The sequence below is a fragment of the Geodermatophilus normandii genome (assembly GCF_003182485.1).
Lineage (GTDB): Bacteria > Actinomycetota > Actinomycetes > Mycobacteriales > Geodermatophilaceae > Geodermatophilus > Geodermatophilus normandii.
In genome coordinates this window covers 1,926,920-1,950,071 of the sequence record NZ_QGTX01000001.1, presented here as the reverse complement: position 1 = coordinate 1,950,071, position 23,152 = coordinate 1,926,920, and the positions used below count along the sequence as shown (strand labels likewise).

General features: G+C 72.5%; 39 protein-coding genes. 5 read left to right on the top strand and 34 right to left on the bottom strand.

Translation table 11 applies throughout. The annotated features are described in order from the left end of the window. The first annotated feature begins 143 nt into the window (after nt 1–143). The 3 genes from moeA to JD79_RS09675 are packed head-to-tail and all read left to right on the top strand — an operon-like array spanning nt 144 to nt 2,289. Nucleotides 144–1,337: a molybdopterin molybdotransferase MoeA gene (gene moeA / locus JD79_RS09685; protein ID WP_110005336.1), complete on the top strand. Its 1,194-nt coding sequence runs from the start codon at nt 144–146 to the stop codon at nt 1,335–1,337. Then, entirely contained in the window at nt 1,334–1,801 is a 468-nt protein-coding gene (gene moaC, locus JD79_RS09680; RefSeq protein ID WP_110005335.1) for a cyclic pyranopterin monophosphate synthase MoaC, read from the top strand. The genes moeA and moaC overlap by 4 nt, the downstream gene beginning before the upstream one ends. Next, a complete protein-coding gene (locus JD79_RS09675; protein WP_211307920.1) occupies nt 1,798–2,289 on the top strand; it encodes a MogA/MoaB family molybdenum cofactor biosynthesis protein in 492 nt (163 codons plus the stop codon). Before moaC ends, JD79_RS09675 begins: the two co-directional genes overlap by 4 nt. A 30-nt stretch (nt 2,290–2,319) precedes the next feature. Here JD79_RS09675 and fdhD read toward each other — a convergent pair whose 3' ends face one another. Beyond that, nucleotides 2,320–3,150, bottom strand: coding sequence for a formate dehydrogenase accessory sulfurtransferase FdhD (gene fdhD / locus JD79_RS09670; protein WP_110005333.1), 831 nt, complete (start codon nt 3,148–3,150; stop codon nt 2,320–2,322). Nucleotides 3,151–3,191: 41 nt separating this feature from the next. Between fdhD and mobA the strand changes: the two genes are divergently transcribed. Beyond that, nucleotides 3,192–3,782, top strand: coding sequence for a molybdenum cofactor guanylyltransferase (gene mobA / locus JD79_RS09665; protein WP_110005332.1), 591 nt, complete (start codon nt 3,192–3,194; stop codon nt 3,780–3,782). Between the two features lie 29 nt (nt 3,783–3,811). Further along, on the top strand, nt 3,812–4,474 hold the full coding sequence (locus JD79_RS09660) for an NAD(P)H-binding protein (protein ID WP_110005331.1): 663 nt from the start codon (nt 3,812–3,814) through the stop codon (nt 4,472–4,474). Here the strand turns inward: JD79_RS09660 and truA are convergent. The 33 genes from truA to rpsJ form a co-directional block, all read right to left on the bottom strand. Beyond that, complete coding sequence (gene truA, locus JD79_RS09655; protein ID WP_245899977.1) at nt 4,471–5,247, bottom strand: tRNA pseudouridine(38-40) synthase TruA; 777 nt, start codon at nt 5,245–5,247, stop codon at nt 4,471–4,473. The two genes, JD79_RS09660 and truA, sit on opposite strands and share 4 nt — an antisense overlap. 76 nt (nt 5,248–5,323) lie before the next feature. Continuing rightward, nucleotides 5,324–5,701 carry a hypothetical protein gene (locus JD79_RS09650; RefSeq protein ID WP_110005329.1) on the bottom strand — a complete coding sequence of 126 codons (378 nt, stop codon included), beginning with the start codon at nt 5,699–5,701 and terminating at the stop codon, nt 5,324–5,326. Continuing rightward, entirely contained in the window at nt 5,698–6,318 is a 621-nt protein-coding gene (rplQ, locus tag JD79_RS24500; RefSeq protein WP_110005328.1) for a 50S ribosomal protein L17, read from the bottom strand. Before rplQ ends, JD79_RS09650 begins: the two co-directional genes overlap by 4 nt. 202 nt (nt 6,319–6,520) lie before the next feature. Then, complete coding sequence (locus JD79_RS09640; RefSeq protein WP_110005327.1) at nt 6,521–7,597, bottom strand: DNA-directed RNA polymerase subunit alpha; 1,077 nt, start codon at nt 7,595–7,597, stop codon at nt 6,521–6,523. A gap of 138 nt (nt 7,598–7,735) precedes the next feature. Then, nucleotides 7,736–8,362 (bottom strand): 30S ribosomal protein S4, encoded by a 627-nt coding sequence (gene rpsD, locus JD79_RS09635; protein WP_091108653.1) that lies wholly within the window; start codon nt 8,360–8,362, stop codon nt 7,736–7,738. A 35-nt stretch (nt 8,363–8,397) separates the two neighbouring features. Then, on the bottom strand, nt 8,398–8,805 hold the full coding sequence (gene rpsK, locus JD79_RS09630; protein WP_012950456.1) for a 30S ribosomal protein S11: 408 nt from the start codon (nt 8,803–8,805) through the stop codon (nt 8,398–8,400). 94 nt (nt 8,806–8,899) lie between these two features. Next, complete coding sequence (gene rpsM, locus JD79_RS09625; RefSeq protein ID WP_093578184.1) at nt 8,900–9,280, bottom strand: 30S ribosomal protein S13; 381 nt, start codon at nt 9,278–9,280, stop codon at nt 8,900–8,902. 15 nt (nt 9,281–9,295) lie between these two features. Next, nucleotides 9,296–9,409: a 50S ribosomal protein L36 gene (gene rpmJ, locus JD79_RS09620; RefSeq protein ID WP_012950458.1), complete on the bottom strand. Its 114-nt coding sequence runs from the start codon at nt 9,407–9,409 to the stop codon at nt 9,296–9,298. A gap of 73 nt (nt 9,410–9,482) precedes the next feature. After that, nucleotides 9,483–9,704 carry a translation initiation factor IF-1 gene (gene infA, locus JD79_RS09615; RefSeq protein ID WP_012950459.1) on the bottom strand — a complete coding sequence of 74 codons (222 nt, stop codon included), beginning with the start codon at nt 9,702–9,704 and terminating at the stop codon, nt 9,483–9,485. Nucleotides 9,705–9,963: 259 nt separating this feature from the next. Next, a complete protein-coding gene (gene map, locus JD79_RS09610; protein ID WP_110007588.1) occupies nt 9,964–10,767 on the bottom strand; it encodes a type I methionyl aminopeptidase in 804 nt (267 codons plus the stop codon). 70 nt (nt 10,768–10,837) lie between these two features. Further along, complete coding sequence (locus JD79_RS09605; RefSeq protein ID WP_425454173.1) at nt 10,838–11,437, bottom strand: adenylate kinase; 600 nt, start codon at nt 11,435–11,437, stop codon at nt 10,838–10,840. Nucleotides 11,438–11,445: 8 nt separating this feature from the next. Then, entirely contained in the window at nt 11,446–12,756 is a 1,311-nt protein-coding gene (secY, locus tag JD79_RS09600; protein WP_110005325.1) for a preprotein translocase subunit SecY, read from the bottom strand. A 182-nt stretch (nt 12,757–12,938) separates the two neighbouring features. Further along, nucleotides 12,939–13,382, bottom strand: coding sequence for a 50S ribosomal protein L15 (rplO, locus tag JD79_RS09595; RefSeq protein WP_110005324.1), 444 nt, complete (start codon nt 13,380–13,382; stop codon nt 12,939–12,941). 13 nt (nt 13,383–13,395) lie between these two features. Then, nucleotides 13,396–13,575, bottom strand: coding sequence for a 50S ribosomal protein L30 (gene rpmD, locus JD79_RS09590; protein ID WP_110005323.1), 180 nt, complete (start codon nt 13,573–13,575; stop codon nt 13,396–13,398). 1 nt (nt 13,576) lies between these two features. Next, nucleotides 13,577–14,191: a 30S ribosomal protein S5 gene (gene rpsE / locus JD79_RS09585; protein ID WP_072919083.1), complete on the bottom strand. Its 615-nt coding sequence runs from the start codon at nt 14,189–14,191 to the stop codon at nt 13,577–13,579. Between the two features lie 40 nt (nt 14,192–14,231). Beyond that, nucleotides 14,232–14,612, bottom strand: coding sequence for a 50S ribosomal protein L18 (gene rplR, locus JD79_RS09580; protein ID WP_425454172.1), 381 nt, complete (start codon nt 14,610–14,612; stop codon nt 14,232–14,234). 41 nt (nt 14,613–14,653) lie between these two features. Further along, on the bottom strand, nt 14,654–15,193 hold the full coding sequence (rplF, locus tag JD79_RS09575) for a 50S ribosomal protein L6 (RefSeq protein ID WP_110005322.1): 540 nt from the start codon (nt 15,191–15,193) through the stop codon (nt 14,654–14,656). Nucleotides 15,194–15,207: 14 nt separating this feature from the next. Continuing rightward, nucleotides 15,208–15,612 carry a 30S ribosomal protein S8 gene (gene rpsH, locus JD79_RS09570; RefSeq protein ID WP_425454171.1) on the bottom strand — a complete coding sequence of 135 codons (405 nt, stop codon included), beginning with the start codon at nt 15,610–15,612 and terminating at the stop codon, nt 15,208–15,210. A gap of 121 nt (nt 15,613–15,733) precedes the next feature. Next, complete coding sequence (locus JD79_RS09565; RefSeq protein WP_093578191.1) at nt 15,734–15,919, bottom strand: type Z 30S ribosomal protein S14; 186 nt, start codon at nt 15,917–15,919, stop codon at nt 15,734–15,736. 36 nt (nt 15,920–15,955) lie between these two features. Continuing rightward, the gene (rplE, locus tag JD79_RS09560) at nt 15,956–16,540 is read right to left on the bottom strand and encodes a 50S ribosomal protein L5 (RefSeq protein WP_211307919.1); all 585 of its coding nucleotides are present in this window, start codon (nt 16,538–16,540) and stop codon (nt 15,956–15,958) included. Between the two features lie 2 nt (nt 16,541–16,542). Then, complete coding sequence (rplX, locus tag JD79_RS09555) at nt 16,543–16,884, bottom strand: 50S ribosomal protein L24 (RefSeq protein WP_425454170.1); 342 nt, start codon at nt 16,882–16,884, stop codon at nt 16,543–16,545. 2 nt (nt 16,885–16,886) lie between these two features. Next, on the bottom strand, nt 16,887–17,255 hold the full coding sequence (gene rplN / locus JD79_RS09550; protein WP_073421359.1) for a 50S ribosomal protein L14: 369 nt from the start codon (nt 17,253–17,255) through the stop codon (nt 16,887–16,889). Nucleotides 17,256–17,477: 222 nt separating this feature from the next. After that, nucleotides 17,478–17,777: a 30S ribosomal protein S17 gene (gene rpsQ / locus JD79_RS09545; protein WP_110005319.1), complete on the bottom strand. Its 300-nt coding sequence runs from the start codon at nt 17,775–17,777 to the stop codon at nt 17,478–17,480. Then, nucleotides 17,774–18,007, bottom strand: coding sequence for a 50S ribosomal protein L29 (gene rpmC / locus JD79_RS09540; protein ID WP_093578194.1), 234 nt, complete (start codon nt 18,005–18,007; stop codon nt 17,774–17,776). The genes rpsQ and rpmC overlap by 4 nt, the downstream gene beginning before the upstream one ends. Continuing rightward, a complete protein-coding gene (rplP, locus tag JD79_RS09535; protein ID WP_093578195.1) occupies nt 18,007–18,423 on the bottom strand; it encodes a 50S ribosomal protein L16 in 417 nt (138 codons plus the stop codon). The genes rpmC and rplP overlap by 1 nt, the downstream gene beginning before the upstream one ends. A 3-nt stretch (nt 18,424–18,426) precedes the next feature. Then, nucleotides 18,427–19,350 carry a 30S ribosomal protein S3 gene (gene rpsC, locus JD79_RS09530; protein ID WP_110005318.1) on the bottom strand — a complete coding sequence of 308 codons (924 nt, stop codon included), beginning with the start codon at nt 19,348–19,350 and terminating at the stop codon, nt 18,427–18,429. Then, the gene (gene rplV, locus JD79_RS09525) at nt 19,350–19,838 is read right to left on the bottom strand and encodes a 50S ribosomal protein L22 (protein ID WP_110005317.1); all 489 of its coding nucleotides are present in this window, start codon (nt 19,836–19,838) and stop codon (nt 19,350–19,352) included. The genes rpsC and rplV overlap by 1 nt, the downstream gene beginning before the upstream one ends. Before the next feature lie 25 nt (nt 19,839–19,863). Beyond that, the gene (gene rpsS, locus JD79_RS09520; protein WP_073421347.1) at nt 19,864–20,145 is read right to left on the bottom strand and encodes a 30S ribosomal protein S19; all 282 of its coding nucleotides are present in this window, start codon (nt 20,143–20,145) and stop codon (nt 19,864–19,866) included. A 23-nt stretch (nt 20,146–20,168) separates the two neighbouring features. Then, the gene (gene rplB, locus JD79_RS09515) at nt 20,169–21,002 is read right to left on the bottom strand and encodes a 50S ribosomal protein L2 (protein ID WP_110005316.1); all 834 of its coding nucleotides are present in this window, start codon (nt 21,000–21,002) and stop codon (nt 20,169–20,171) included. Nucleotides 21,003–21,045: 43 nt separating this feature from the next. Continuing rightward, the gene (gene rplW / locus JD79_RS09510; RefSeq protein WP_110005315.1) at nt 21,046–21,348 is read right to left on the bottom strand and encodes a 50S ribosomal protein L23; all 303 of its coding nucleotides are present in this window, start codon (nt 21,346–21,348) and stop codon (nt 21,046–21,048) included. Further along, nucleotides 21,345–22,136 carry a 50S ribosomal protein L4 gene (gene rplD, locus JD79_RS09505; RefSeq protein ID WP_110005314.1) on the bottom strand — a complete coding sequence of 264 codons (792 nt, stop codon included), beginning with the start codon at nt 22,134–22,136 and terminating at the stop codon, nt 21,345–21,347. Before rplD ends, rplW begins: the two co-directional genes overlap by 4 nt. Beyond that, the gene (gene rplC, locus JD79_RS09500) at nt 22,133–22,798 is read right to left on the bottom strand and encodes a 50S ribosomal protein L3 (protein WP_110005313.1); all 666 of its coding nucleotides are present in this window, start codon (nt 22,796–22,798) and stop codon (nt 22,133–22,135) included. Before rplC ends, rplD begins: the two co-directional genes overlap by 4 nt. 15 nt (nt 22,799–22,813) lie before the next feature. Next, complete coding sequence (gene rpsJ / locus JD79_RS09495; protein WP_014742859.1) at nt 22,814–23,119, bottom strand: 30S ribosomal protein S10; 306 nt, start codon at nt 23,117–23,119, stop codon at nt 22,814–22,816. Nucleotides 23,120–23,152: the final 33 nt, after the last annotated feature.

Sequence of the window (23,152 nt, the reverse complement as noted above, 5' to 3'; positions counted from 1 at the left end):
CTCTCGGTCCTGCGGCACAGGAGGCTCTCCGCACGGTCGGGCCCGTGCGGACGCGGGGAGAGCTTCCTATGCCGCCGGGGCGCCCCCGCAGGTGGCCCGGACGCGCGCCAGCCGGGCGGGGACGCATCCGACAGGATGACCGGGTGCGCACGGTCGAGGAACACCAGGCGGTGGTCGCCGCCCTGCTCGCGCCGCTCGGCGAGGAGGAGGTGCCGGTGGCCGCGGCGCACGGCCGCGTGCTCGCCCGCGACGTCGCGGCCGGCGTGCCGCTGCCCGGCTACGACAACTCGGCCATGGACGGCTACGCCGCCCGCTCCGCCGACCTGGCCGGCCTGCCCGTCCGGCTGCCGGTCGCCGACGACATCCCGGCCGGACGGACCGGCGTCGTCCCCCTCGTCCCGGGCACCGTGCAGCGGATCATGACCGGCGGGCTGCTGCCGCCCGGCGCCGACGTCGTCGTGCCGGTGGAGCTCACCGACGCCGCGACCGACGTCGTCGAGGTCCGCGACGCCCCGGCCGCCGGCACGCACCTGCGCCGCGCCGGGGAGGACATCACCGCGGGCACGGTCGCCCTGGAGGCCGGGAGCCCGCTCGGGGCAGCGCAGCTGGGCCTGGCCGCCGCCATCGGCGCGCGCACGCTGTGGGTCCGCCGCAAGCCGCGGGTCCTGGTGCTGTCCACCGGCAGCGAGCTGGTCGAGCCGGGCGAGCCCCTGCTGCCCGGTCAGGTCTACGAGTCCAACTCGCTGCTGCTGTGCGCCGCCGTGGAGGACGCCGGCGGCACCGCCCGGCGCCTGCACTTCGTCCCCGACGACGTCGACCAGTTCCTGGCCACGGTGCGCAGCGAGCTGGCAGACGCCGACCTGCTGGTCACCAGCGGCGGCGTGAGCGCGGGCGCCTACGAGGTGGTCAAGGACGCGTTCCGGACCCTGGGCACCGTCGAGTTCGGCAAGGTCGCCATGCAGCCGGGCGGGCCGCAGGGTGCCGGAACCGTCGACGGCGTCCCCGTGGTCACGCTGCCGGGCAACCCGGTCAGCTCGTTCGTGTCCTTCGAGGTCTTCGTCCGCCCGGCGCTGCGGCGCGCGCTGGGGCACGCCGCGCCCGACCGGCTGCGGGCGCCGGCGGTGCTCACCGCGCCGCTGCGCTCCCCCGCCGGGCGGCGGCAGTTCCTGCGCGGTCGCTACGACGCCGGCCGCGTCTCGCAGGTCGGCGGGCCGGGCTCGCACCTGGTCGCCCACCTCGCCCGGGCCAACTGCCTGGTCGTCGTGCCCGAGGACGTCACCGAGCTGCCCGCGGGCGCCGAGGTCGACGTCGTCCTGATCGAGGGAGCACTGCAATGACGGAGTTGACGCACGTCGACGAGAGGGGCGCCGCCCGGATGGTCGACGTCTCGGCCAAGCCGGTCACCGCCCGCGAGGCCACCGCGGCCGGCCGGGTGCTGGTCAGCCCCGAGGTCGTCGCGCTGCTGCGGGGTGAGGGCGTGCCCAAGGGCGACGCCGTGGCGGTCGCGCGGATCGCCGGCATCGCCGGGGCCAAGCGGACGCCGGACCTCGTCCCGCTGTGCCACCCCATCGCCCTGCACGGCGTCACCGTCGACGTCGAGGTCGCCGACGACGCCGTGGAGATCACCGCCACCGCCCGCACCGCGGACCGCACGGGCGTGGAGATGGAGGCGCTGACCTCGGTCGCCGTCGCCGGGCTGACCGTCATCGACATGGTGAAGGCCGTCGACCCGCGGGCGTCGATCACCGACGTGCGGCTGCTGGCCAAGTCCGGTGGCAAGAGCGGCGAGTGGCGGCGGTGACGCTCCCCGAGGGTGCCCGGGCGGTCGTCGTCACCGCGTCCAACCGCGCCTCCGCCGGCGTCTACGAGGACCGCAGCGGGCAGGCGCTCGCTGCCGGGCTGCGGGAGCTCGGGTTCGCCGTCGAGGGCCCGCACGTGCGGCCCGACGACGTCGACGCGCTGGTCGCCGTCCTGCGCGAGGCGGTCGCGTCGGGCGCCGACGTCGTCCTCACCACCGGCGGCACGGGCCTGTCCCCCACCGACGTCACGCCCGAGGCCACGCGCGCCGTGGTCGAGCGGGAGGCGCCGGGGCTCGCCGAGGCCGTGCGGCGCTTCGGGGCGCCGGCGGTGCCGACGGCGGTGCTCTCGCGCGGCATCGCCGGCACGGCGGGGCGGACGCTGGTGGTCAACCTGCCCGGGTCGACCGGCGGCGTGCGCGACGGCCTGGCCGTGCTGGGCCCGCTGCTCCCCCACGTGGTCAGCCAGCTGCGCGGCGGCGACCACGTGTGACGTCGGCCTCCCGGCCCCGCTCCCGCCGCTCTAGTCCGGGAGCACGAGGCGCTCCTGGCGGGTGTAGACGTTGCAGCCGTCGCCGCGCAGGAAGCCGACCAGCGTGATGCCGACGTCGGCGGCCAGCTCCACCGCCAGCGACGACGGCGCCGACACCGCCGCGAGCACCGGGATGCCGGCCATCGCCGCCTTCTGGGTGAGCTCGAAGCTCGCCCGCCCGCTCACCATCAGCACGTGCCCCGCCAGCGGCACGCGGCCGGCGCGCAGCGCGTCGCCGATGACCTTGTCCACCGCGTTGTGCCGGCCGACGTCCTCGCGCAGCACCACGAGCTCACCGTCGGCGGTGAACAGCCCGGCCGCGTGCAGCCCGCCGGTCTTGGTGAACACCTCCTGCGCCGCGCGCAGCCGGTCGGGCAGCGCCAGCAGGGTGGCCAGCTCCAGGCGGGTGGCGTCGGCGGCCACGTCGTGACGGGTGCGCGTGCGGATCGCGTCGATGCTGGCCTTGCCGCAGACGCCGCAGGAGCTCGAGGTCAGGAAGTTGCGGTCCAGGGCGGTGTCCGGCGGCTGCACGCCCGGCGCCAGGTCCACGTCGACGACGTTGTAGGTGTTGCGGCCCTCGTCGTCGACGCTGTTGCAGTAGCGCAGCCCGGCGACGTCGTCGATGCCGGCGATGACGCCCTCGGTGGCGAGGAAGCCGTGCACGAGGTCGAAGTCCGCGCCCGGCGTGCGCATGGTGACCGCCAGCGGCGACCCGTTCAGGCGGATCTCCAGCGGCTCCTCCGCGGCCACGGTGTCGGGTCGGGTGGTGCGCACGGGGCCCCGGATGCGGAGCACCGGGGTGCGGCTGGTGACTCGTCCCACGATGGGGGACGGTACCCACGCCCGGCCCCTACGGTCGGTCCGTGACCGCGCCGCACCCGCTCCCGCCCTACGCGGCGGTGGTGCTCGCCGGCGGTCGCGCGGCGCGACTGGGCGGGCGGGCGAAGCCGCAGCTCGAGGTCGGCGGCCGCACGATGCTCGAGGCGGTGCTCGCCGCGGTCGCCGACGCCGCGCCGCGGGTCGTCGTGGGCCCCCCGCAGCCGGTGCCCGCCGGCGTCCGGGTGGTCCGGGAGCAGCCGCCCGGCGGCGGCCCCGTCGCCGCGATGCGTGCGGGGCTGGCCGCCGTGGACGCCGACGTCGTCGCGGTGCTCGCCGGCGACCTGCCGTTCGTGACACCCGGCCTGGTCGCCGACCTGCGGGCCGGGCTCACGGCCGACGGCGTCCTGGTGGTCGACGACGCGGGCCGCGACCAGTACCTGCTGGGCGTCTGGCGGACCGCTGCGCTGCGCGCGGCCCTGCGCGGCGCCGACGGTCCCGTGCCGGTGCGCCGGGTGGTGGCCCGGGTGTCGGTCACCCGGCACTCCCCCGCCCGCGAGCCGGGGACGCCGCCGCCCTGGACCGACTGCGACACCCCCGCCGACCTGGCCCGCGCCCGCGCCGCCGCCAGCGGGTGACGCGCCGGGCCCGGGGGTAGGGGCGGCGCATGCGCGTCGTCATCGCCGGAGCCCACGGCCAGGTCGCCCGCCGCCTCGGCCGGCTGCTCACCGGTCGCGGGGACACCGTCGTCGGCATCGTCCGCAACCCCGACCACACCGCGGACCTCGAGGCCGACGGCGTCACCCCCGCGGTGCTGGACCTGGAGTCCGCCTCCGTCGACGACGTCGCCGAGGTGGTGCGCGGCGCCGACGCGGTCGTCTTCGCGGCCGGCGCCGGCCCGAACAGCGGCGAGGCGCGCAAGCACACCGTCGACCACGGCGCCGCCGTCCTGCTGGCCGACGCCGCGGAACGCGCCGGCGTCCGCCCGTACCTGCTCGTGTCCTCGATGGGCGTCGAGCAGGCGCGGCAGGGGACGCCGAAGGGGATGGACCCCGTCTTCGCCGTCTACCTGCAGGCCAAGCTCCGCGCCGAGGACGTCGTCCTGCCCCGCACGGCCCTCGACGTGGTGATCGTGCGCCCCGGGCGCCTGACCGACGAGCCGGGCACCGGCCGTGTGCGCCTGGAGCACGGGGTCGAGTACGGCGAGGTCCCCCGCGACGACGTCGCCGCGGTGCTGCTCGCCCTGCTCGACGCCGGCAAGAAGGACGAGGTCGTGGAGCTGGTCTCCGGCGACACCCCGGTCGCCGAGGCGGTCGCCGCGCTCCCCTAGGTGCGCAGCGCCCGGGTCACGAGCGCGCGGGCGGCGAGGTCGGCGTCGGGCGGGTAGTCCACCCCCAGCAGGGTCAGCCCGCCCGGCGGGGCGACCACGACCTCGTCGGCCCGCTGGCGGCGGGCGAGCAGGCCGGCCGGCCACTCCGGCGCCCGGCGGCCCTCCCCGACGGCGAGCAGAGCGCCGACGAGGCTGCGCACCATCGAGTGGCAGAAGGCGTCGGCCGACGCCGTGACGGTCACGACGTCGCCGTCGCGGGCCACCGCCAGCTCCAGCAGCGTGCGGACGGTCGTGGCCCCCTCCCGGCGGCGGCAGAAGGCGGCGAAGTCGTGCCGGCCGGTCATCCGGCGCGCGGCGGCGTCCATGGCGGCGACGTCGAGCCGGCGGGGCCAGCCGACGGTGTCCGCACGGCGCAGCGGCGGCGGCCCGGCGTCGGTGTCGGTCAGCCGGTAGGCGTAGTGCCGCGCCAGCGCCCCGAAGCGCGCGTCGAAGCCGGGCGGCGCCTCCGTGACCGCGGGGACGGCGACGTCGGGCGGCAGCAGCCCGCGCAGCCGGCGCACCAGGCGCTCGCGCTGGTCCTCCCAGGCCGCGCGCGGGACGTCGGCGTGCGCGACCTGGCCGGTGGCGTGGACCCCGGCGTCGGTCCGCCCGGCCACCGTCAGGGCGACCGGTGTCCGCAGCACGGTGGCCAGCGCGGCCTCCAGCTCGTGCTGCACGGTGCGCCGGCCCGGCTGGCGGGCCCAGCCGGAGAAGTCCGTCCCGTCGTAGGCCACGGCCAGCCGGAGACGGACGAGCCCGCCCCCGGGGGCGGGGGCGGGCTCGTCGTGGTGGTGCTGGGTGTCCAGGGGACTACTGCGGGTCGGGCGCGGACTCGCCGCCGGGAGCGTGGGTGCCCGCGGTGGCGGCGTCGCCGATCTCGGCCGCCTCGATCTCGGCGGCCGCCGCAGCGGCCACGTCCGGCGACAGCACGGGGTCCTCGACCACGGCCAGGTTCTCCGCCCGCGGCTCGGGGGTCACGTCCGCGTCGTCCTGACGCTCCCCGTCGGGGTTGTAGAGATCGGTGACGATCTCCTGCGCCTCCGGGTCGACGTTCCCCGCGGTGACGGCCGGCGAGGTGTCGCCGCCGGGACCGGTGGTCTCGCCCACGAACGTCGCGCCCTGGTCCCCGCCCCCGGCGGAGACCCCGGCAGCGCCGGCGTCGCCGCCCTGGCCGGGCTGCTCGCTCACTTGGTGCCGTCCGCGTCCTCGGCGTCGCCCGGGGTCTCGGCGTCGGCGGCCACGACCTCGGTGGTCTCGTCGGACGTCTCGCCGGCCACGGGAGCGTCCACCGCGTCGGCGACCTCGGCGTCGTCCGCCCCGGTGTCGACGTCGGCGGCCTCGATGGCGTCCGCGGTGACCTCGCCGGAGGCGGAGGCCGCGCCGGCGCCGGAGGCGAAGCGGGTGCCGCGGGCGCGCTCGGCCTCGCCGACCGCCTGCTGGCCGACGGTCAGGGCCTCGACCAGCTCGATGACGGCCATGGGGGCGTTGTCGCCCTTGCGCGGACCGACCTTGGTGATGCGGGTGTAGCCGCCGGGCCGGTTCTCGTAGCGCGGGCCGATCTCGGCGAACAGGTGGTGGACGACGTCCTTGTCCCGGATGACCGTCATGACCTGCCGGCGGGCGTGCAGGTCACCGCGCTTGGCGAAGGTGACGAGCTTCTCGGCGTACGGGCGCAGCCGCTTCGCCTTCGCCTCGGTGGTGGTGATCCGCCCGTGCTCGAACAGCGACGTGGCCAGGTTGGCCAGCATCAGCCGCTCGTGGGCGGAGGAGCCGCCGAGACGGGGGCCCTTGGTGGGGGTGGGCATGTCGGTCCTTCCTCAGGCGGCCGGGCGGGGCGTTCGCCGGCTGCTACCAGGTGGTGCTGTCGTCGCTGTTCTCAGTGTGGCGGGCGCTGCCGGTGCCGTGGACACCGGCCCGGCCGAGCGGCGGGTGGCCCGCCGCCCGGCCCGGCCCCGCTGCAGGGTCCCGCCGCGAGCTCGCGAGCGGTGGGGGCAGCGGGGTCCTTCCTCAGAGCTGCTCGGTCTCCTGGTAGGAGCCGTCGTCGTACTGGACCTGCCCGTACTCCGTGCCGAACTCGGCGGTGCCGTGGTAGGCGTCGGTCTCGTAGCCCTCGTCGTAGCTCTCGACCGAGGTCGGGATGAACCCGGGCGGGCTGTCCTTGAGCGCCAGGCCCATGGCCGCCAGCTTCATCTTGACCTCGTCGATCGACTTGGCCCCGAAGTTGCGGATGTCGAGCAGGTCGGCCTCCGAGCGGGTGACCAGCTCGCCGACGGTGTGCACACCCTCGCGCTTGAGGCAGTTGTAGGACCGGACGGTGAGGTCCATGTCCTCGATCGGCATCGAGAAGTTCGCGATGTCGGCGGCCTCGGCCGGGCTGGGGCCGACCTCGATGCCCTCGGCGTCGACGTTGAGCTCGCGCAGCAGGCCGAACAGCTCGACCAGCGTGGAGCCGGCGGAGGCGATGGCGTCCCGCGGGGCGATCGACGGCTTGGTCTCGACGTCGACCACGAGGCGGTCGAAGTCGGTGCGCTGCTCGACGCGGGTGGCCTCGACGGCGTAGGTGACCTTGAGGACCGGCGAGTAGATCGAGTCGACCGGGATGCGGCCGATCTCCTGGCCGGGCTGCTTGTTCTGCGGCGCCGGGACGTACCCGCGGCCCCGCTCGACCACCAGCTCGATCTCGAGGCGGCCCTTGCCGTTGAGGGTCGCGATGTGCAGGTCGGGGTTGTGCACCTCGACACCGGCCGGGGGCGCGATGTCGGCGGCGGTGACCTCACCGGGGCCCTGCTTGCGCAGGTACATGGTCACCGGCTCGTCGGAGTCGGAGCTGACCACGAGGCCCTTGAGGTTCAGGATGATCTCGGTGACGTCCTCCTTGACCCCGGGCACGGTCGTGAACTCGTGCAGGGTGCCCTCGATCCGGATGCTGGTGACAGCAGCGCCGGGGATCGACGACAGGAGGGTGCGGCGCAGCGAGTTGCCGAGGGTGTAGCCGAAGCCGGGCTCCAGCGGCTCGATGACGAACCGCGAGCGCTGCTCGGAGATGGTCTCCTCGGTCAGCGTCGGACGCTGTGCGATGAGCATGGGTGTTCTCCTTCGGGTCCTCCGGCGACCGCCATATGACGCCGTGAGGGGGGTGGTGCGGGCCCCGGCGGACATCGGTCCGCCCGCCGGGGCCGGGTGGTGCAGGTGGTGCGCCGGTGCAGGTGGTGCTGCGAGCCCTTACTTGGAGTAGAGCTCGACGATCAGCTGCTCCTGGACCGGGGTGTCGATCACCTGGCGGGCCGGGACGCTGTGCACGACGGCGCGCAGCTGGCCGCTGATGACCTCGAGCCACGGCGGCACGGGACGCTCGCCGGCGCGGGCCTGGGCGATCTCGAAGGGCACCATCCGCCGCGACTTCTCGGCGACCTCGACGATGTCGTTCGCGCTGACCCGGTAGGACGGGATGTCGACCTTGCGGCCGTTCACGCGGATGTGGCCGTGCTTGACCAGCTGGCGGGCCATGTCGCGGCTCTCGCCCCAGCCGGCCCGGTACACGACGTTGTCCAGGCGCGACTCGAGGATCTGCAGCAGGACCTCACCGGTCTTGCCCGTCTTGCGGTTGGCCTCCTCGTAGTAGCCGCGGAACTGCTTCTCGAGGACGCCGTAGATGCGGCGGGCCTTCTGCTTCTCGCGCAGCTGCAGGAGGTACTCGCTGTCCTTGCTGCGGCCCCGGCCGTGCTCGCCCGGCGGGTACGGCCGGATCTCGATCGGGCACTTCGGGGACTCGCACTTGCTGCCCTTGAGGAACAGCTTCATCTTCTCGCGCCGGCACATGCGGCAGTCGGCTCCGGCGTAACGGGCCACGTCAGGTACTCCTCGTTCGTCTCGTCAGTGGCCGGTCAGACCCGGCGGCGCTTCTTCGGGCGGCAGCCGTTGTGCGGCTGGGGGGTCACGTCCTGGATCTGCCCGACCTCGAGGCCGGTGGCCTGCAGGGAGCGGATCGCGGTCTCACGGCCCGAACCCGGGCCCTTCACGAAGACGTCGACCTTGCGCATGCCGTGCTCCTGGGCCTTGCGCGCGGCGTTCTCGGCGGCCATCTGCGCAGCGAACGGCGTCGACTTGCGCGAGCCCTTGAAGCCGACGTGGCCGGCGGAGGCCCAGCTGATGACGTTCCCGGTCGGGTCGGTGATCGACACGATCGTGTTGTTGAACGTGCTCTTGATGTGCGCGGCGCCGTGGGCGACGTTCTTCTTCTCCTTGCGGCGGACCTTCTTGGCACCAGCCGCGGCGCGAGCCCTGGGAGGCATGTCTCTCCGGTTCCTTCTGACGTATGGCCTGGAAACACACGCGCAGCCCGCCGCTCCCGCCCTCACGGGTCGCCACGGCGGGCCGCTGCGCGGCTTACTTCTTGCCGGCCTTCTTCTTGCCGGCGATGGTCTTGCGCGGGCCCTTGCTCGAGCGCGCGTTGGTACGGGTGCGCTGACCGTGGACGGGCAGTCCACGACGGTGCCGCAGGCCCTGGTAGCAGCCGATCTCCACCTTGCGGCGGATGTCGGCGGCCACCTCGCGGCGCAGGTCACCCTCGACGCGGAAGTGCTCGTCGATGTAGTCGCGCAGGCGCAGCAGGTCCTCGTCGGAGAGGTCCCGGACGCGCAGGTCCGGGCTGACGCCGGTCGCCGTCAGGGTCTCCTTGGCGTGGGTCTTGCCGATCCCGTAGATGTAGGTGAGCGCGACCTCCATCCGCTTGTCGCGGGGCAGGTCGACGCCGGCCAGTCGTGCCATGTCTCAGGTACTCCCTCAGCCCTGCCGCTGCTTGTGGCGGGCGTTGTCGCAGATGACCATGACCCGGCCGTGCCGGCGGATCACCTTGCACTTGTCGCAGATCTTCTTCACCGACGGCTGGACCTTCACCGGTGCCGCCCCTCATTCCTGTCGATCGATGGCCGCCCGCGCGGCACCCGGAGGTGCCCCGCACCGGCGGCGGTCACTTGTAGCGGTAGACGATGCGACCGCGGGTCAGGTCGTAGGGCGAGAGCTCCACGACGACGCGGTCCTCGGGCAGGATGCGGATGTAGTGCTGACGCATCTTGCCGCTGATGTGGGCGAGCACCCGGTGCCCGTTCTGCAGCTCGACCCGGAACATCGCGTTGGGCAGCGGCTCGACGACGCGACCCTCGACCTCGATGGCCCCGTCCTTCTTCGCCATGCCCTACACGGCCTCCCTGACTCGGTGGTGCTGGTGGTGTGGTGCCGGAGTCGCGTGCGCCCACGCCGGAGCCCGGCCCGGGACGCACACGGTGGATGCAGATCAGGTGGTGCAGACACTCCCGCGAGGGCGTCCCGCATCGCGCGGCCACAGCACGACGACAGGACGGCGCGAGCGCCAACGGCCACTGTACCCCGCCTGTGGACGGCGATCCAACCCGGTCCTGGTCACACCGGGCCCGCCGTGGAGCAGGGCGGGCTCAGGTGCGGGGGGTGATCCCGAAGGGCGCCAGCCCCGCGACGCCGCCGTCCTCCGCCGTGAGGACCCACGGGCCCTCGGGGGTGATGGCGACGGTGTGCTCGAAGTGCGCGGCGCGCGAGCCGTCCTTGGTGACGACCGTCCAGCCGTCCTCGAGCTCGACGGTGGCGGGATCGCCGACGGTGACCATCGGCTCGATGGCCAGGGCCAGACCCGGCACCAGCTTGGGGCCGCGGCCGGCCCGGCCGTAGTTGAGGACGTGCGGGTCCTGGTGCATCTCGGTGCCGATGCCGTGCCCGCCGTAGTGGTCGACGATGCCGTAGGCGTGCTGCTCGCCGGTGACGACCTCCTCGACGGCGGCGCTGATGTCGGTCAGCCGGCCGCCGGCGACGGCGCGCGCGAGGCCGGCCCACATGCTGCGCTCGGTGACGTCGATCAGCGCGGCGTCCTCGGCCGACGGCGGGCCGACGGTGATGGTTACGGCGGAGTCGCCGTGCCACCCCTGGAGGATGGCGCCGCAGTCGATGGAGATGTTGTCGCCCTCGGCGAGCGTCCGCTCCGGGTTCGGGATGCCGTGGACGACCTCGTCGTTGATCGAGGCGCAGATGCTGCCGGTGAAGCCGTGGTAGCCCAGGAACGACGGGATCGCCCCGGCCGACCGGATCGTGTCCTCGGCGATCGCGTCGAGCTCGCCGGTCGTCACGCCGGGCCGCACGGCTGCCCGGACGGCGCCGATCGCCCGCGCGACGACGAGCCCGGCACCGCGCATGAGCTCGATCTCGTGCGGTGTCTTGATCTGGATCATGCGTCCACTCCACTTCGCCAGCAGCGGGAGGCGGGTCAGGATCCCGGCCGACATCGGCGGCGCCGTCCCCTCAGCTGTCGCTCGGCTGCCCGGGCTGCGGGGACCGGCCCAGGGCGGTCATCACCCGGGCGGTGACCTCCTCGACGGAGCCGATCGCGTCGATGCGCGACAGCAGCCCCTCGCCGTCGTAGAACCCCGACAGTGGCGCCGTCTGTTCCCGGTAGACCTCCAGGCGGCGCCGGACGGTCTCGGGCTTGTCGTCGTCGCGCTGCACCCACTCGCCGTCGACGAGCATCCGGCGGCCGGAGAGCCGGCGCACCAGCTCGTCCTCGTCGACGACGAGCTCCACGACGCGGTCGAGGGCCTGCCCCAGCTCCTCGAGGGAGGCCCGCAGCTGCTCGGCCTGGGGGATGGTCCGGGGGAAGCCGTCGAGCAGGAAACCGGCCTTCGCGTCCGGCTCGGCCAGCCGGTCCTTGACCATGGCCACGGTGATCTCGTCGGGCACCAGGTCACCGGCGTCCATGAAGGTCTTCGCCTTCAGGCCCAGCTCGGTCTGACCGCTGACGTTGGCGCGGAAGATGTCCCCGGTGGAGATGGCGGGGACGGCGAGCTGGCCGGCGATGACCTGGGCCTGGGTGCCCTTGCCGGCACCGGGCGGACCCAGCAGCACGATGCGCACTACTTCAGGAACCCTTCGTAGTTGCGCTGGTTGAGCTGCGTCTCGATCTGCTTCACGGTCTCCAAGCCCACTCCCACCATGATCAGCACTGCGGTCCCCCCGAACGGGAAGTTCTGGTTGGCTCCCTGCTGCGTGATCGACAGGAAGAAGTTGGGCAGCACCGCGACGATCCCCAGGTAGATCGACCCGGGCAGGGTGATCCGGGACAGCACGTACTGGAGGTACTCCGCCGTCGGCCGGCCCGGGCGGATGCCGGGGATGAAGCCGCCGTAGCGCTTCATGTCGTCGGCCCGCTCCTCGGGGTTGAAGGTGATCGACACGTAGAAGTACGTGAAGAACACGATCAGGCCGAAGTAGAGCGCCACGTGCACCGGGCTGCTCTGGTCGATGACGTAGTTCTCGAAGAACTGCCGGACCGGTCCGGTCTCGTCGCCCTGCAGCTGGGTGATCAGCTGCGGCAGGTACAGCAGCGACGAGGCGAAGATGACCGGGATGACGCCGGCCTGGTTGACCTTCAGCGGCAGGTAGGTCGACGTCCCGCCGTACATGCGGCGGCCGACCATGCGCTTGGCGTACTGCACCGGGATGCGGCGCTGCGCCTGCTCGACGTAGATGACCGCGCCGATGATCAGCAGGGCGAAGGCGCAGACGACGGCGAAGACGACGCCGCCGCGGGTCTGCAGGATCGAGCCGCCCTCGGCCGGGATGCGCGCGGCGATCGAGGTGAAGATCAGCACGGACATGCCGTTGCCGATCCCCTTCTCGGTGAGCAGCTCGCCGAGCCACATGATCACCGCGGTGCCGGCGGTCAGGGCGACGACCAGGATGACCGTCGTCCAGATGCTGTCGGACGGGATGATGTCCTGCTGGCAGCCGGGGAACAGCTGGCCGCTGCGGGCCAGTGCGATGATCCCGGTGCTCTGCAGGATCGCCAGGGCGATCGTCAGGTAGCGGGTGTACTGGGTCAGCTTCTGCTGGCCCGACTGCCCTTCCTTCTTCAGCTGCTCGAAGCGCGGGATCACCACCACCAGCAGCTGCACGATGATGCTGGCCGTGATGTACGGCATGATGCCCAGCGCGAAGATCGACAGCCGCAGCAGCGCACCGCCGGAGAACAGGTTCACCAGCGAGTAGACGTCGCGCTGGCTGCCCGCCTGGGCCTGCTCGAGGCAGCTGTTGATCGCCTGGACGGAGACGCCCGGCCCGGGCACCGAGGCGCCGAGCCGGTAGACGGCGATCATCGCCAGGGAGAACAGCAACTTTCGCCGGAGGTCTGGCGTCCGGAACGCCGCGGCGAACGCCTGCAGCACGTGCCCTCCCCTGCTCGGTCGGATGAGGTTAGCAACGGTGGGGGTCGCGCCGGTCACACCCCTCCCCCTCCGGTGGGGACCGGGACGGCGGGGCGGACGGCTCCCCCGGCCCGCGCGCGGAGCGCCGGGCCGGACAGCAGACGACCCCCGCGGCGCTGGTGCGCCCCGGGGGTCGTCGGCGGTCAGATGCGGGTGGTGCTGCCCCCGGCCGCGGCGATCTTCTCGGCGGCGGAGGCGGAGAAGGCGTGCGCGTGCACCGTGACCTGGACACCGCCCAGGTCACCGGTCCCGAGGACCTTCACCGGCTGGCCCCGGCGGACGGCGCCGGCGGTGGCGAGGCTGTCGGGGTCGACGTGCCCGCCCTGGGGGAACAGCGCCGCGATCCGGTCGAGGTTGACGACCTGGAACACGACCCGGTTCGGGTTCTTGAAGCCCGACATCTTGGGCAGCCGCATGTGCAGCGGCGTCTGGCCGCCCTCGAAGCGCGCGGAGGTGTTGCCACGCGCCCCGGTGCCCTTGGTGCCGCGACCGGCGGTCTTGCCCTTGGAGCCCTCACCACGGCCGACTCGCGTCTTGGGGGTGTGGGCGCCCGGGGCCGGACGCAGGTGGTGGATCTTGATGGTCATGAGGGGTCCCTGCTCAGATCTCTTCGACGGTGACGAGGTGCGTCACCGTGGCGACCATCCCGCGGATCTCGGGACGGTCCTCCTGCACGACCGTGTCGTGGATCCGCTTGAGGCCCAGCGAGCGCAGCGTCTGCCGCTGGTTGGGCTTCGAGCCGATCGCCGACCGGACCTGGGTGACCTTCAGCTGCGCCATGTCAGACCCCCTGACCCGCACGCGCCCGCAGCATGGCCGCGGGGGCGACGTCCTCGAGGGGCAGCCCGCGACGGGCGGCGATCTCCTCGGGGCGGACGAGGTCCTTCAGCGCCTGCATGGTGGCGTGCACGATGTTGATCGGGTTCGACGAGCCGAGGCTCTTCGAGAGCACGTCGTGGATGCCCGCGCACTCGAGCACGGCACGCACCGGGCCACCGGCGATGACACCGGTACCGGGGCTGGCCGGCTTGAGCAGCACGACGCCGGCCGCCGCCTCACCCTGCACCGGGTGCGGGATGGTGCTGGCGATGCGGGGCACCTTGTAGAAGTGCTTCTTGGCCTCCTCGACGCCCTTGGCGATGGCCGCGGGCACCTCCTTGGCCTTGCCGTAGCCGACGCCCACGGTGCCGTCACCGTCGCCGACGATCACCAGCGCGGTGAAGCTGAAGCGCCGACCGCCCTTGACGACCTTCGACACGCGGTTGATGGCCACCACGCGCTCGATGAAGTTGCTCTTCTCGGCAGGCGCGCCGCCGGGCCCCCGCCCGCCGTCACGACGGTCGCGGCGGTCGTTGCCGCCGCCGGCGCCGCCGCCGCGTCGCTGTGGTCCTGGCATCAGACGTCCCTCTCGATCTGCTGGTTGGCGGTGCTGGTCATCAGAAGTCCAGCCCGCCCTCTCGTGCACCGTCGGCGAGCGCGGCGATGCGGCCCTGGTAGCGGTTGCCACCCCGGTCGAAGACGACCTTGGTGATGCCGGCGGCCTGGGCACGCTCGGCGACCAGGGTCCCGACCCGGCGGGCCAGGGCGGACTTGTCGCCCTCGGCCTGCCGCAGGCTGGCGTCCAGCGTCGAGGCGCTCACCAGCGTACGGCCGACGGTGTCGTCGACGACCTGGACGTGGATGTGCCGCGAGCTGCGGTTGACCACCAGGCGCGGACGCTCCGCCGTACCGGCCACGCGCTTGCGGAGCCGGTTGTGGCGGCGCAGCCGCGAGACGCGGCGCGCGGTGCTGATGTCGGTGCCGACGGGCGTGTGCACCCGGGCCCCCGTGGCCCCGCTCTGTGAACTGGTCTGTGCCATCACTTACCCGTCTTCCCGACCTTGCGCTTGACGACCTCGCCCTGGTAGCGGACGCCCTTGCCCTTGTACGGGTCAGGCCGGCGCAGCTTGCGGATGTTGGCGGCCACCTGGCCGACCTGCTGCTTGTCGATGCCGGTGACCCGCAGGCGGGTCGGCGACTCGACGGTGAAGGTGATGCCCTCCGGCGCGCGCACGGGCACCGGGTGGCTGTAGCCGAGGGCGAACTCCAGGTCCGACCCGCGGGCCTGGACGCGGTAGCCGACGCCGACGATCTCGAGGGTCTTGGTGTAGCCCTCGGTCACCCCGGTGATCATGTTGGCGATCAGGGTGCGGGACAGACCGTGCAGGGCCCGGCTCTCGCGCTCGTCGTCGGGCCGCTGGACGCTCAGGGTGCCGTCGTCGGTGCGGTCGACGGTGATCGGCGTCGCGACGGTGTGGGCCAGGGTGCCCTTGGGGCCCTTCACGCTGACCGTCTGGCCGTCGATGGTGACGTCGACGCCACCGGGCACCGGAATCGGCAGTCGTCCGATCCGTGACATCTCGCTCGCTCCTCTTACCAGACGTAGGCGAGGACTTCCCCGCCCACGCCCTTCTTGTTCGCCTGCCGGTCGGTCAGCAGCCCGGTGGAGGTCGAGATGATCGCCACCCCGAGACCGCCGAGCACCTTGGGCAGTGCGTTCGACTTCGCGTAGACCCGCAGGCCCGGCTTGGACACCCGGCGCACCCCGGCGATGCTGCGCTCGCGGTTCGGGCCGTACTTCAGGTCGATCACGAGCTCCTTGCGGGTGGAGCCGTCCTTCTCGACCTCGTCGACGCGCCAGCCGGCGATGTAGCCCTCCTGCTGGAGGATCTCGGCGATGTGCGTCTTGAGCTTCGACGACGGCATGGCCGCCGAGTCGTGGTAGGCCGTGTTCGCGTTGCGCAGCCGCGTGAGCATGTCCGCGATCGGGTCGGTCATCGTCATGGGTGTCGTGCCTCTCTCGCCGCGGTTCCGCACGCGTCCCTCGCGTGGGCCTCTCGGCGACCGGGTGGTGCTGTGGTCCCGCCCCGCGCGGTCAGCGCGGGGCGGGGACGTGCGACTACCAGCTGGACTTGGCCACGCCGGGCAGCTCGCCGGCGTGCGCCATCTCCCGCAGGCAGATCCGGCACAGGCCGAACTTGCGGAAGACGGAGTGCGGACGACCGCACCGCTGGCAGCGGGTGTAGCCGCGGACCGCGAACTTGGGCTTGCGGGCCGCCTTGTTGATGAGCGCCTTCTTGGCCATCTCGGTGTCTCCCTGCTCCTCTGTCCGGTGCCCGGCTCAGCGGATGGTGGTGACGACGGTCTGGCCGGCGAACGGGAAGCCCAGGAGGCGGAGCAGCTCGCGACCCTCCTCGTCGTTCGTGGCGGTGGTGACCAGCGTGATGTCCATGCCGCGCGGCCGGTCGATCTTGTCGACGTCGATCTCGCGGAACATGGACTGCTCGGTCAGGCCGAAGGTGTAGTTGCCGTGCCCGTCGAACTGCTTGGCGTTCAGGCCGCGGAAGTCGCGGATGCGGGGCAGGGCCAGCGCGAGGAGCCGGTCGAGGAACTCCCACATGCGGTCGCCGCGCAGGGTGACCTTGGCGCCGATGGGCATGCCCTCGCGCAGCTTGAACTGCGCGATGGACTTCCGGGCCCGGACGACGGCCGGACGCTGGCCGGTGATGGCGGTGAGGTCGCGGACCGCGCCGTCCATCAGCTTGGCGTCGCGGGTGGCCTCGCCGACGCCCATGTTGACGACGATCTTCGTCAGCCGCGGGATCTGCATGACGTTCTCGTAGCCGAACTCGTCCTGCAGGGCCGGGGCGATCGAGTCCCGGTAGTGCGCCAGCAGGCGCGGGAGCTCACGGGTGGGTGCAGTCATCGTCAGAGGTCCTTACCGGTCCGCCGCGACACCCGGATGCTGCGGCCTTCCTCGTCCTTGCGGTGGCCGACCCGGGTCGGCGTGCCGTCGGAGTCGATCACCATCACGTTGCTCACGTGGATGGGAGCCTCCTGCGTGACGATGCCGCCCTGCTGCGCGCCCCGCTGGTTCGAGCTGATGCGGGTGTGCTTCTTCACCCGGCCGACGCCCTCGACGAGGACCTTCTGCAGCTTGGGGTAGGCGGCGATCACGCGGCCTCGGGCGCCCTTGTCCTTGCCGGCGAGCACCACGACGGTGTCGCCCTTCTTCACCTTCATGGACGGCGTCTTCTTGTTCTCGGCCATGGTCAGAGCACCTCCGGGGCCAGCGAGATGATCCGCATGAAGCGCTTGTCACGCAGCTCGCGGCCCACGGGGCCGAAGATGCGGGTACCGCGCGGGTCGCCGCTGTCGCGGATGATCACCGCGGCGTTCTCGTCGAAGCGGATGTAGGAGCCGTCGGGACGACGACGCTCCTTGGCCGTGCGCACGACGACGGCCTTGACGACGTCGCCCTTCTTGACACCGGCGCCGGGGATGGCGTCCTTCACGGTGCCGACGATCACGTCGCCGATGCCCGCATAGCGCCGCCCGGACCCGCCGAGCACCCGGATGCAGAGGATCTCCTTCGCACCGGTGTTGTCGGCGACCCGGAGCCGCGACTCCTGCTGGATCACGTCCTACTCCCAATCTCAGTGGTGACAGCCGGGCCGGAACGGTGAACCGGCTGTCCGGCACCCACGTGCGGACGCACCGGCAGCGCTTGCCGCCGGTGCGTCCGACACGGGTACCGGGATGTGGCGCTCACCCGGAGGGGCGCCAGTCGTCCAGGGTACCCGGTCCCGGGACCCGCCCCGGAGGGCGTGGGTCACAGGAGCCGGCCGGACCCCGGACGGGTCCTACTTGGCGCGCTCGATGACCTCGACCAGCCGCCACCGCTTGGTGGCCGACAGCGGTCGGGTCTCCATGATCTGCACGCGGTCACCGATGCCGGCGACCCCCTGCTCGTCGTGGGCCTTGAGCTTGCTCGTGCGGCGCAGGACCTTGCCGTAGAGGCCGTGCTTCACGCGGTCCTCGACCTCGACGACGATGGTCTTGTCCATCTTGTCGCTGACGACGAGGCCCTCGCGGACCTTGCGGTACCCACGACCGGCCAGGCCGGGGCCGCTGGCGACAGCGGCGTTGTCGGTCTCGCTCATGCCACACCCTCGTTCGGGGCGACCGAGAGACCGAGCTCGCGCTCGCGCATGATCGTGTAGATCCGGGCGATGTCGCGGCGCACGGTCTGCAGTCGCCGGTTGTTGTCCAGCTGGCCCGTGGCCACCTGGAACCGCAGGTTGAACAGTTCTTCCTTGTGCTCACGCAGCCGCGTGGCGAGCTCGTCGGCCGAGAGCTCGCGCAGCTCCGGGGCGGTCAGACCGGCGGCCATCACACCTCTCCTTCGCGCGTGATGAAGCGGCACTTCATGGGCAGCTTGTGGATGGCGCGGCGCATGGCCTCGCGGGCCACGGGCTCGGACACACCCGACAGCTCGAACATGACGCGGCCGGGCTTGACGTTGGCCACCCACCACTCGGGCGAGCCCTTGCCGGAACCCATGCGGGTCTCGGCCGGCTTCTTGGTGAGCGGACGGTCGGGGTAGATCGAGATCCACACCTTGCCGCCACGGCGGATGTGGCGGGTCATGGCGATACGGGCGGACTCGATCTGCCGGTTCGTCACGTAGGCCGGCTCCAGGGCCTGGATGGCGTACTCACCGAAGTTGATCTCGGTGCCGCCCTTGGCCCGGCCGGAGCGGCCCGGGTGGTGCTGCTTGCGGTGCTTGACGCGCCGTGGGATCAGCACGTGTCAGCCCTCCGTCGTCTCGGTCGCGGTCGACTCGGCCGCGGCGGTCCCCTCGGGGCCGGCGGCCTCGGCGACGGTCTGCTCGGGCGCGATCTCACCCGAGGTCACGGCCACGGTGCTCTCGGCGGCCGTGGTGTCGGCCGCCGTCTCCGGGCCGGTCGAGGACTCGGCCGCGGCGCGGCCGGCCTCGGTGCCACCGGCGGTGGTGCCGCTGGAGCCCGAGCGGCGCGGCCGCTGCGGGCGCTCGCGGCGCTGCTGCCGGGCGGCGAGGGCCTCGAGGGCCTCGCGCTCGGCACGCGACCCGCTGACGTCGCCCTTGTAGATCCACACCTTCACGCCGATGCGGCCGAAGGTGGTGCGGGCCTCGTACAGGCCGTAGTCGATGTTCGCCCGGAGGGTGTGCAGCGGCACGCGACCCTCGCGGTAGAACTCCGACCGGCTCATCTCGGTGCCGCCCAGGCGCCCGGAGCACTGCACCCGGATGCCCTTGACCTGCGGGCTGCGCTGGGCCGACTGCATGGCCTTGCGCATGGCACGGCGGAAGCTGACCCGGCTCGACAGCTGCTCGGCCACGGCCTGGGCCACGAGTTGCGCGTCGGCCTCGGGGTTCTTCACCTCGAGGATGTTCAGCTGCACCTGCTTGCCGGTGAGCTTCTCCAGCTCGCCGCGGATGCGGTCGGCCTCGGCGCCGCGGCGGCCGATGACGATGCCCGGCCGGGCGGTGTGGATGTCGACCCGGACCCGGTCACGGGTGCGCTCGATCTCCACCTTCGAGATGCCGGCGCGCTCCATGCCCTTGGTCATGAGCTTGCGGATGGCCACGTCTTCCTTGACGTAGTCCTTGTACAGCTTGTCGGCGTACCACCGGGACTTGTAGTCGGTGGTGATGCCCAGGCGGAACCCGTGCGGGTTGACCTTCTGACCCACTAGCGGGTCCCTCCCCTCGTGTTGGAGCGCTGCTGCGTGCCCTGCTGCCCCGTCTGCTGCGTTGCCGGGCCGGACTGGCCGGTGCGGCGGCGGGCGGTGCGCGACTTGCCGGCGAGCTCGGCGCTGGCGCCGACCTCGCTCACCTCGACGGTGATGTGGCTGGTCCGCTTGTTGATGCGGTAGGCGCGGCCCTGGGCGCGCGGCCGGATCCGCTTCATGGTCGGGCCCTCGTCGACGTAGGCCGCGCTCACGACGAGCGCCGCCGGGTCGAGCCGGAGGTTGTGCTCGGCGTTGGCGACGGCGCTGGCGACGACCTTGGCCACCGGCTCGCTGGCGGCCTGCGGGGCGAACCGCAGCAGCGCCAGCGCCTCGTCGGTGGGCAGGTAGCGGATGAGGTCCACCACCCGCCGTGCCTTCATGGGGGCGACGCGGACGCCGCGGGCGACGGCCCGGGCGACCTGCGTCTCCTCACCCAGCTGGGAAGTCATCTCGTGTCTCTCTCTCAGACCAGGCTCAGCCGCGCCGCGACCGGCGGTCGTCCTTGACGTGACCCCGGAAGGTCCGGGTCGGGGCGAACTCGCCGAGCTTGTGCCCGACCATGGCCTCGGTCACGAAGACCGGGACGTGCTTGCGCCCGTCGTGCACGGCGATGGTGTGGCCGAGCATGTCGGGGATGATCGTCGAGCGGCGGGACCAGGTCCGGATGACCGTCTTGGTGCCCTTCTCGTTCTGGACGTCCACCTTCTTGAGCAGGTGGTCGTCGACGAACGGGCCCTTCTTCAGGCTGCGTGGCATGTCTGTCGGACTCCTCTACCCGCTCAGCGCTTCTTGTTGGTGCGCCGGCGGCGCACGATCAGGGCATCACTGGCCTTGCGCTTGCGCGTGCGGCCCTCCGGCTTGCCCTTCGGGTTCACCGGGTGGCGACCACCGGAGGTCTTGCCCTCACCACCACCGTGCGGGTGGTCCACCGGGTTCATGGCGACACCGCGGACGGTCGGGCGCTTGCCCTTCCACCGCATGCGGCCGGCCTTGCCCCAGTTGATGTTCGACTGCTCGGCGTTGCCCACCTCGCCGACGGAGGCGCGGCAGCGGACGTCGACGTTGCGGATCTCGCCCGAGGGCATCCGCAGCTGGGCGAAGCGGCCCTCGCGGGCGACCAGCTGGACGCTGGTGCCGGCCGAGCGGGCGATCTTCGCGCCGCCACCGGGACGCAGCTCGATGGCGTGCACCACGGTGCCGACCGGGATGTTGCGCAGCGGCAGGTTGTTGCCCGGCTTGATGTCGGCCGCGGGGCCGCACTCCACCGTGTCGCCCTGCTTGAGGCGGGCCGGCGCGATGATGTAGCGCTTCTCGCCGTCGGCGAAGTGCAGCAGCGCGATGCGCGACGTGCGGTTCGGGTCGTACTCGATGTGCGCGACCTTCGCCGGCACGCCGTCCTTGTCCGCCCGACGGAAGTCGATGACGCGGTAGGCGCGCTTGTGGCCGCCGCCCTGGTGGCGGGCGGTGACCTTCCCGTGGACGTTGCGCCCGCCGCGACCGTGCAGCGGTCGGACCAGCGACTTCTCGGGATGGTCGCGGGTGACCTCGGCGAAGTCGGCGACGCTGGAGCCACGGCGGCCCGGCGTCGTCGGCTTGTACTTGCGGATAGCCATTGCTGACTCAGTCCTCTATCTCTGGTCCGAACGGCCCGGGCGCTCAGGCGCCGGGACCACCGAAGATCTCGATGCGGTCGCCGGGGGCCAGCGACACGATGGCGCGCTTGGTGTCCTTGCGCTTGCCCATCTGCGTGCCGCGGCTGCGCTTGCGCTTGCCCTGGCGGTTGATCGTGTTCACGGCGAGGACCTTCACGTTGAAGACCTGCTCGACCGCGATCTTGATCTGGGTCTTGTTGGCCTCGGGCAGCACCACGAACGTGTACTGGTTGTCGTCCAGCAGCCCGTAGCTCTTCTCCGAGATGACCGGCGCCAGCAGGACGTCCCGGGGGTCGCGGACGCTCATGCCTTCTCCTCGGTGCTGTCGACCTCGACGGTGCCCTCGCCCACCGCGGGGGCGATGGAGGGCAGACCACCGGGGGTCTCGTGGGTGGAGACGTCGGGCTTGACCAGCGAGGTGCCGCCGTTGCCGCCGTGCGCGCCGGAGACGAACTCGGCGAGCGCGGTCTCGGTGAAGACCACCTCGTCGCTGACCAGGACGTCGTAGGTGTTGAGCTGGCCGGCGTCGATCAGGTGCACGCGCGGCTCGTTGCGCAGGCTCACCCAGTTGAGGACGTCGTCGCGGTCGAGGACCACGAGCACCCGCTTGGCGCTGGTCACCGCGTCGAGCGTGGCCAGGGCGGCCTTGGTCTTCGGGGCGTCCCCGTCGACGAAGGTGCTGACGACGTGCACCCGGCCCTCGCGCGCCCGGTCGGAGAGGGCACCGCGCAGGGCGGCGGCCTTCATCTTCTTGGGGGTGCGCTGGGAGTAGTCCCGCGGCTGGGGACCGTGGACGGTGCCACCGCCGGCGAACTGCGGCGCGCGGATGGAGCCCTGGCGGGCGCGGCCGGTGCCCTTCTGGCGGTAGGGCTTGACGCCACCACCGCTGACGGCGCCACGCGTCTTGGTCGCGTGCGTGCCCTGGCGGGCGGCGGCCAGCTGGGCCACCACCACCTGGTGCAGCAGCGCGACGTTCGCGGTGGTGTCGAAGAGGTCACCGGGCAGCGTCACGCTGCCGGAGGTCTCCCCCGCCGGCGTGCGGACGTCGACCTGGCGGTCGGCGCGCGCGCCCTCGGTCGCGGTCGGCTGGGTCACTTGGTGTCACTCCCCACGGGGCCGCCCTTGACGGCCGAACGGACGAGCACGAGGCCGCCCTTCGGACCGGGGATCGCGCCCTTGATCAGCAGCAGCCCGCGCTCGGTGTCCACCTTGTGGACGACGAGCGACAGGGTCGTCGTCTTGACGGCGCCCATGCGCCCGGCCATCTTGAGGCCCTTGAACACGCGACCGGGGGTCGAGGCGCCACCGATGGAGCCCGGCGACCGGTGCTTGCGCTGGGTGCCGTGCGCCGCGCCGAGGCCCTTGAAGCCGTGACGCTTCATGACACCGGCGGTGCCCTTGCCCTTGCTCGTGCCGATGACGTCGACCTTGGCCACACCGTCGAACACGTCGACGGTCAGCTCCTGGCCGGTCGTGTACTGACCGGCGTCCTCGGTGCGCAGCTCCACCACGTGGCGGCGCGGCGTCACGCCGGCCTTCGCGAAGTGGCCGCCCTCGGGCTTGTTCACCTTGCGCGGGTCGATCTCACCGAAGCCGAGCTGGACGGCCGAGTAGCCGTCGACCTCGGGGGTGCGCACCTGCGTCACCACGTTGGGGCCGGCCTTGACCACGGTCACCGGCACCATGCGGTTGTTCTCGTCGAAGACCTGGGTCATCCCCAGCTTCTCGCCGAGGAGTCCGCGGAACGTACTCGCCATGACTGGTCTCGGTCCTTACTGGATGTTCACGTCGACCGAGGCCGGCAGGTCGATGCGCATGAGCGCGTCGACCGTCTTCGGCGTCGGGTCGAGGATGTCGATGAGCCGCTTGTGCGTGCGCATCTCGAAGTGCTCGCGCGAGTCCTTGTACTTGTGCGGCGAGCGGATGACGCAGTACACGTTCTTCTCCGTCGGCAGCGGCACCGGGCCGACGACGCGCGCACCGGTCTTGGTCACCGTGTCGACGATGCGCCGCGCCGAGGCGTCGATCGCCTCGTGGTCGTAGGCCTTCAGCCTGATGCGGATCTTCTGTCCCGCCATCGCTGTCTCTCGCTCCTGCCGATCGCTGTTCTG

Excerpts from the sequence above, each read along its gene's own strand:
- moaC (WP_110005335.1), top strand. The coding sequence starts at position 1,334 with ATGACGGAGTTGACGCACGTCGACGAGAGGGGCGCCGCCCGGATGGTC.
- JD79_RS09660 (WP_110005331.1), top strand. The coding sequence starts at position 3,812 with ATGCGCGTCGTCATCGCCGGAGCCCACGGCCAGGTCGCCCGCCGCCTC.
- rplQ (WP_110005328.1), bottom strand. The coding sequence starts at position 6,318 with ATGCCCACCCCCACCAAGGGCCCCCGTCTCGGCGGCTCCTCCGCCCAC.
- JD79_RS09640 (WP_110005327.1), bottom strand. The coding sequence starts at position 7,597 with ATGCTCATCGCACAGCGTCCGACGCTGACCGAGGAGACCATCTCCGAG.
- rpsK (WP_012950456.1), bottom strand. The coding sequence starts at position 8,805 with ATGCCTCCCAGGGCTCGCGCCGCGGCTGGTGCCAAGAAGGTCCGCCGC.
- rpsM (WP_093578184.1), bottom strand. The coding sequence starts at position 9,280 with ATGGCACGACTGGCCGGCGTCGACCTGCCCCGCGACAAGCGGATGGAG.
- infA (WP_012950459.1), bottom strand. The coding sequence starts at position 9,704 with ATGGCGAAGAAGGACGGGGCCATCGAGGTCGAGGGTCGCGTCGTCGAG.
- map (WP_110007588.1), bottom strand. The coding sequence starts at position 10,767 with ATGATCCAGATCAAGACACCGCACGAGATCGAGCTCATGCGCGGTGCC.
- rplO (WP_110005324.1), bottom strand. The coding sequence starts at position 13,382 with ATGACCATCAAGATCCACCACCTGCGTCCGGCCCCGGGCGCCCACACC.
- rpmD (WP_110005323.1), bottom strand. The coding sequence starts at position 13,575 with ATGGCGCAGCTGAAGGTCACCCAGGTCCGGTCGGCGATCGGCTCGAAG.
- rpsE (WP_072919083.1), bottom strand. The coding sequence starts at position 14,191 with ATGCCAGGACCACAGCGACGCGGCGGCGGCGCCGGCGGCGGCAACGAC.
- rplF (WP_110005322.1), bottom strand. The coding sequence starts at position 15,193 with ATGTCACGGATCGGACGACTGCCGATTCCGGTGCCCGGTGGCGTCGAC.
- rpsH (WP_425454171.1), bottom strand. The coding sequence starts at position 15,612 with ATGACCGACCCGATCGCGGACATGCTCACGCGGCTGCGCAACGCGAAC.
- JD79_RS09565 (WP_093578191.1), bottom strand. The coding sequence starts at position 15,919 with ATGGCCAAGAAGGCGCTCATCAACAAGGCGGCCCGCAAGCCCAAGTTC.
- rplE (WP_211307919.1), bottom strand. The coding sequence starts at position 16,540 with ATGACTGCACCCACCCGTGAGCTCCCGCGCCTGCTGGCGCACTACCGG.
- rplX (WP_425454170.1), bottom strand. The coding sequence starts at position 16,884 with ATGGCCGAGAACAAGAAGACGCCGTCCATGAAGGTGAAGAAGGGCGAC.
- rpsQ (WP_110005319.1), bottom strand. The coding sequence starts at position 17,777 with ATGAGCGAGACCGACAACGCCGCTGTCGCCAGCGGCCCCGGCCTGGCC.
- rpmC (WP_093578194.1), bottom strand. The coding sequence starts at position 18,007 with ATGGCCGCCGGTCTGACCGCCCCGGAGCTGCGCGAGCTCTCGGCCGAC.
- rplV (WP_110005317.1), bottom strand. The coding sequence starts at position 19,838 with ATGACTTCCCAGCTGGGTGAGGAGACGCAGGTCGCCCGGGCCGTCGCC.
- rpsS (WP_073421347.1), bottom strand. The coding sequence starts at position 20,145 with ATGCCACGCAGCCTGAAGAAGGGCCCGTTCGTCGACGACCACCTGCTC.
- rplB (WP_110005316.1), bottom strand. The coding sequence starts at position 21,002 with ATGGCTATCCGCAAGTACAAGCCGACGACGCCGGGCCGCCGTGGCTCC.
- rplW (WP_110005315.1), bottom strand. The coding sequence starts at position 21,348 with ATGAGCGTCCGCGACCCCCGGGACGTCCTGCTGGCGCCGGTCATCTCG.
- rplC (WP_110005313.1), bottom strand. The coding sequence starts at position 22,798 with ATGGCGAGTACGTTCCGCGGACTCCTCGGCGAGAAGCTGGGGATGACC.
- rpsJ (WP_014742859.1), bottom strand. The coding sequence starts at position 23,119 with ATGGCGGGACAGAAGATCCGCATCAGGCTGAAGGCCTACGACCACGAG.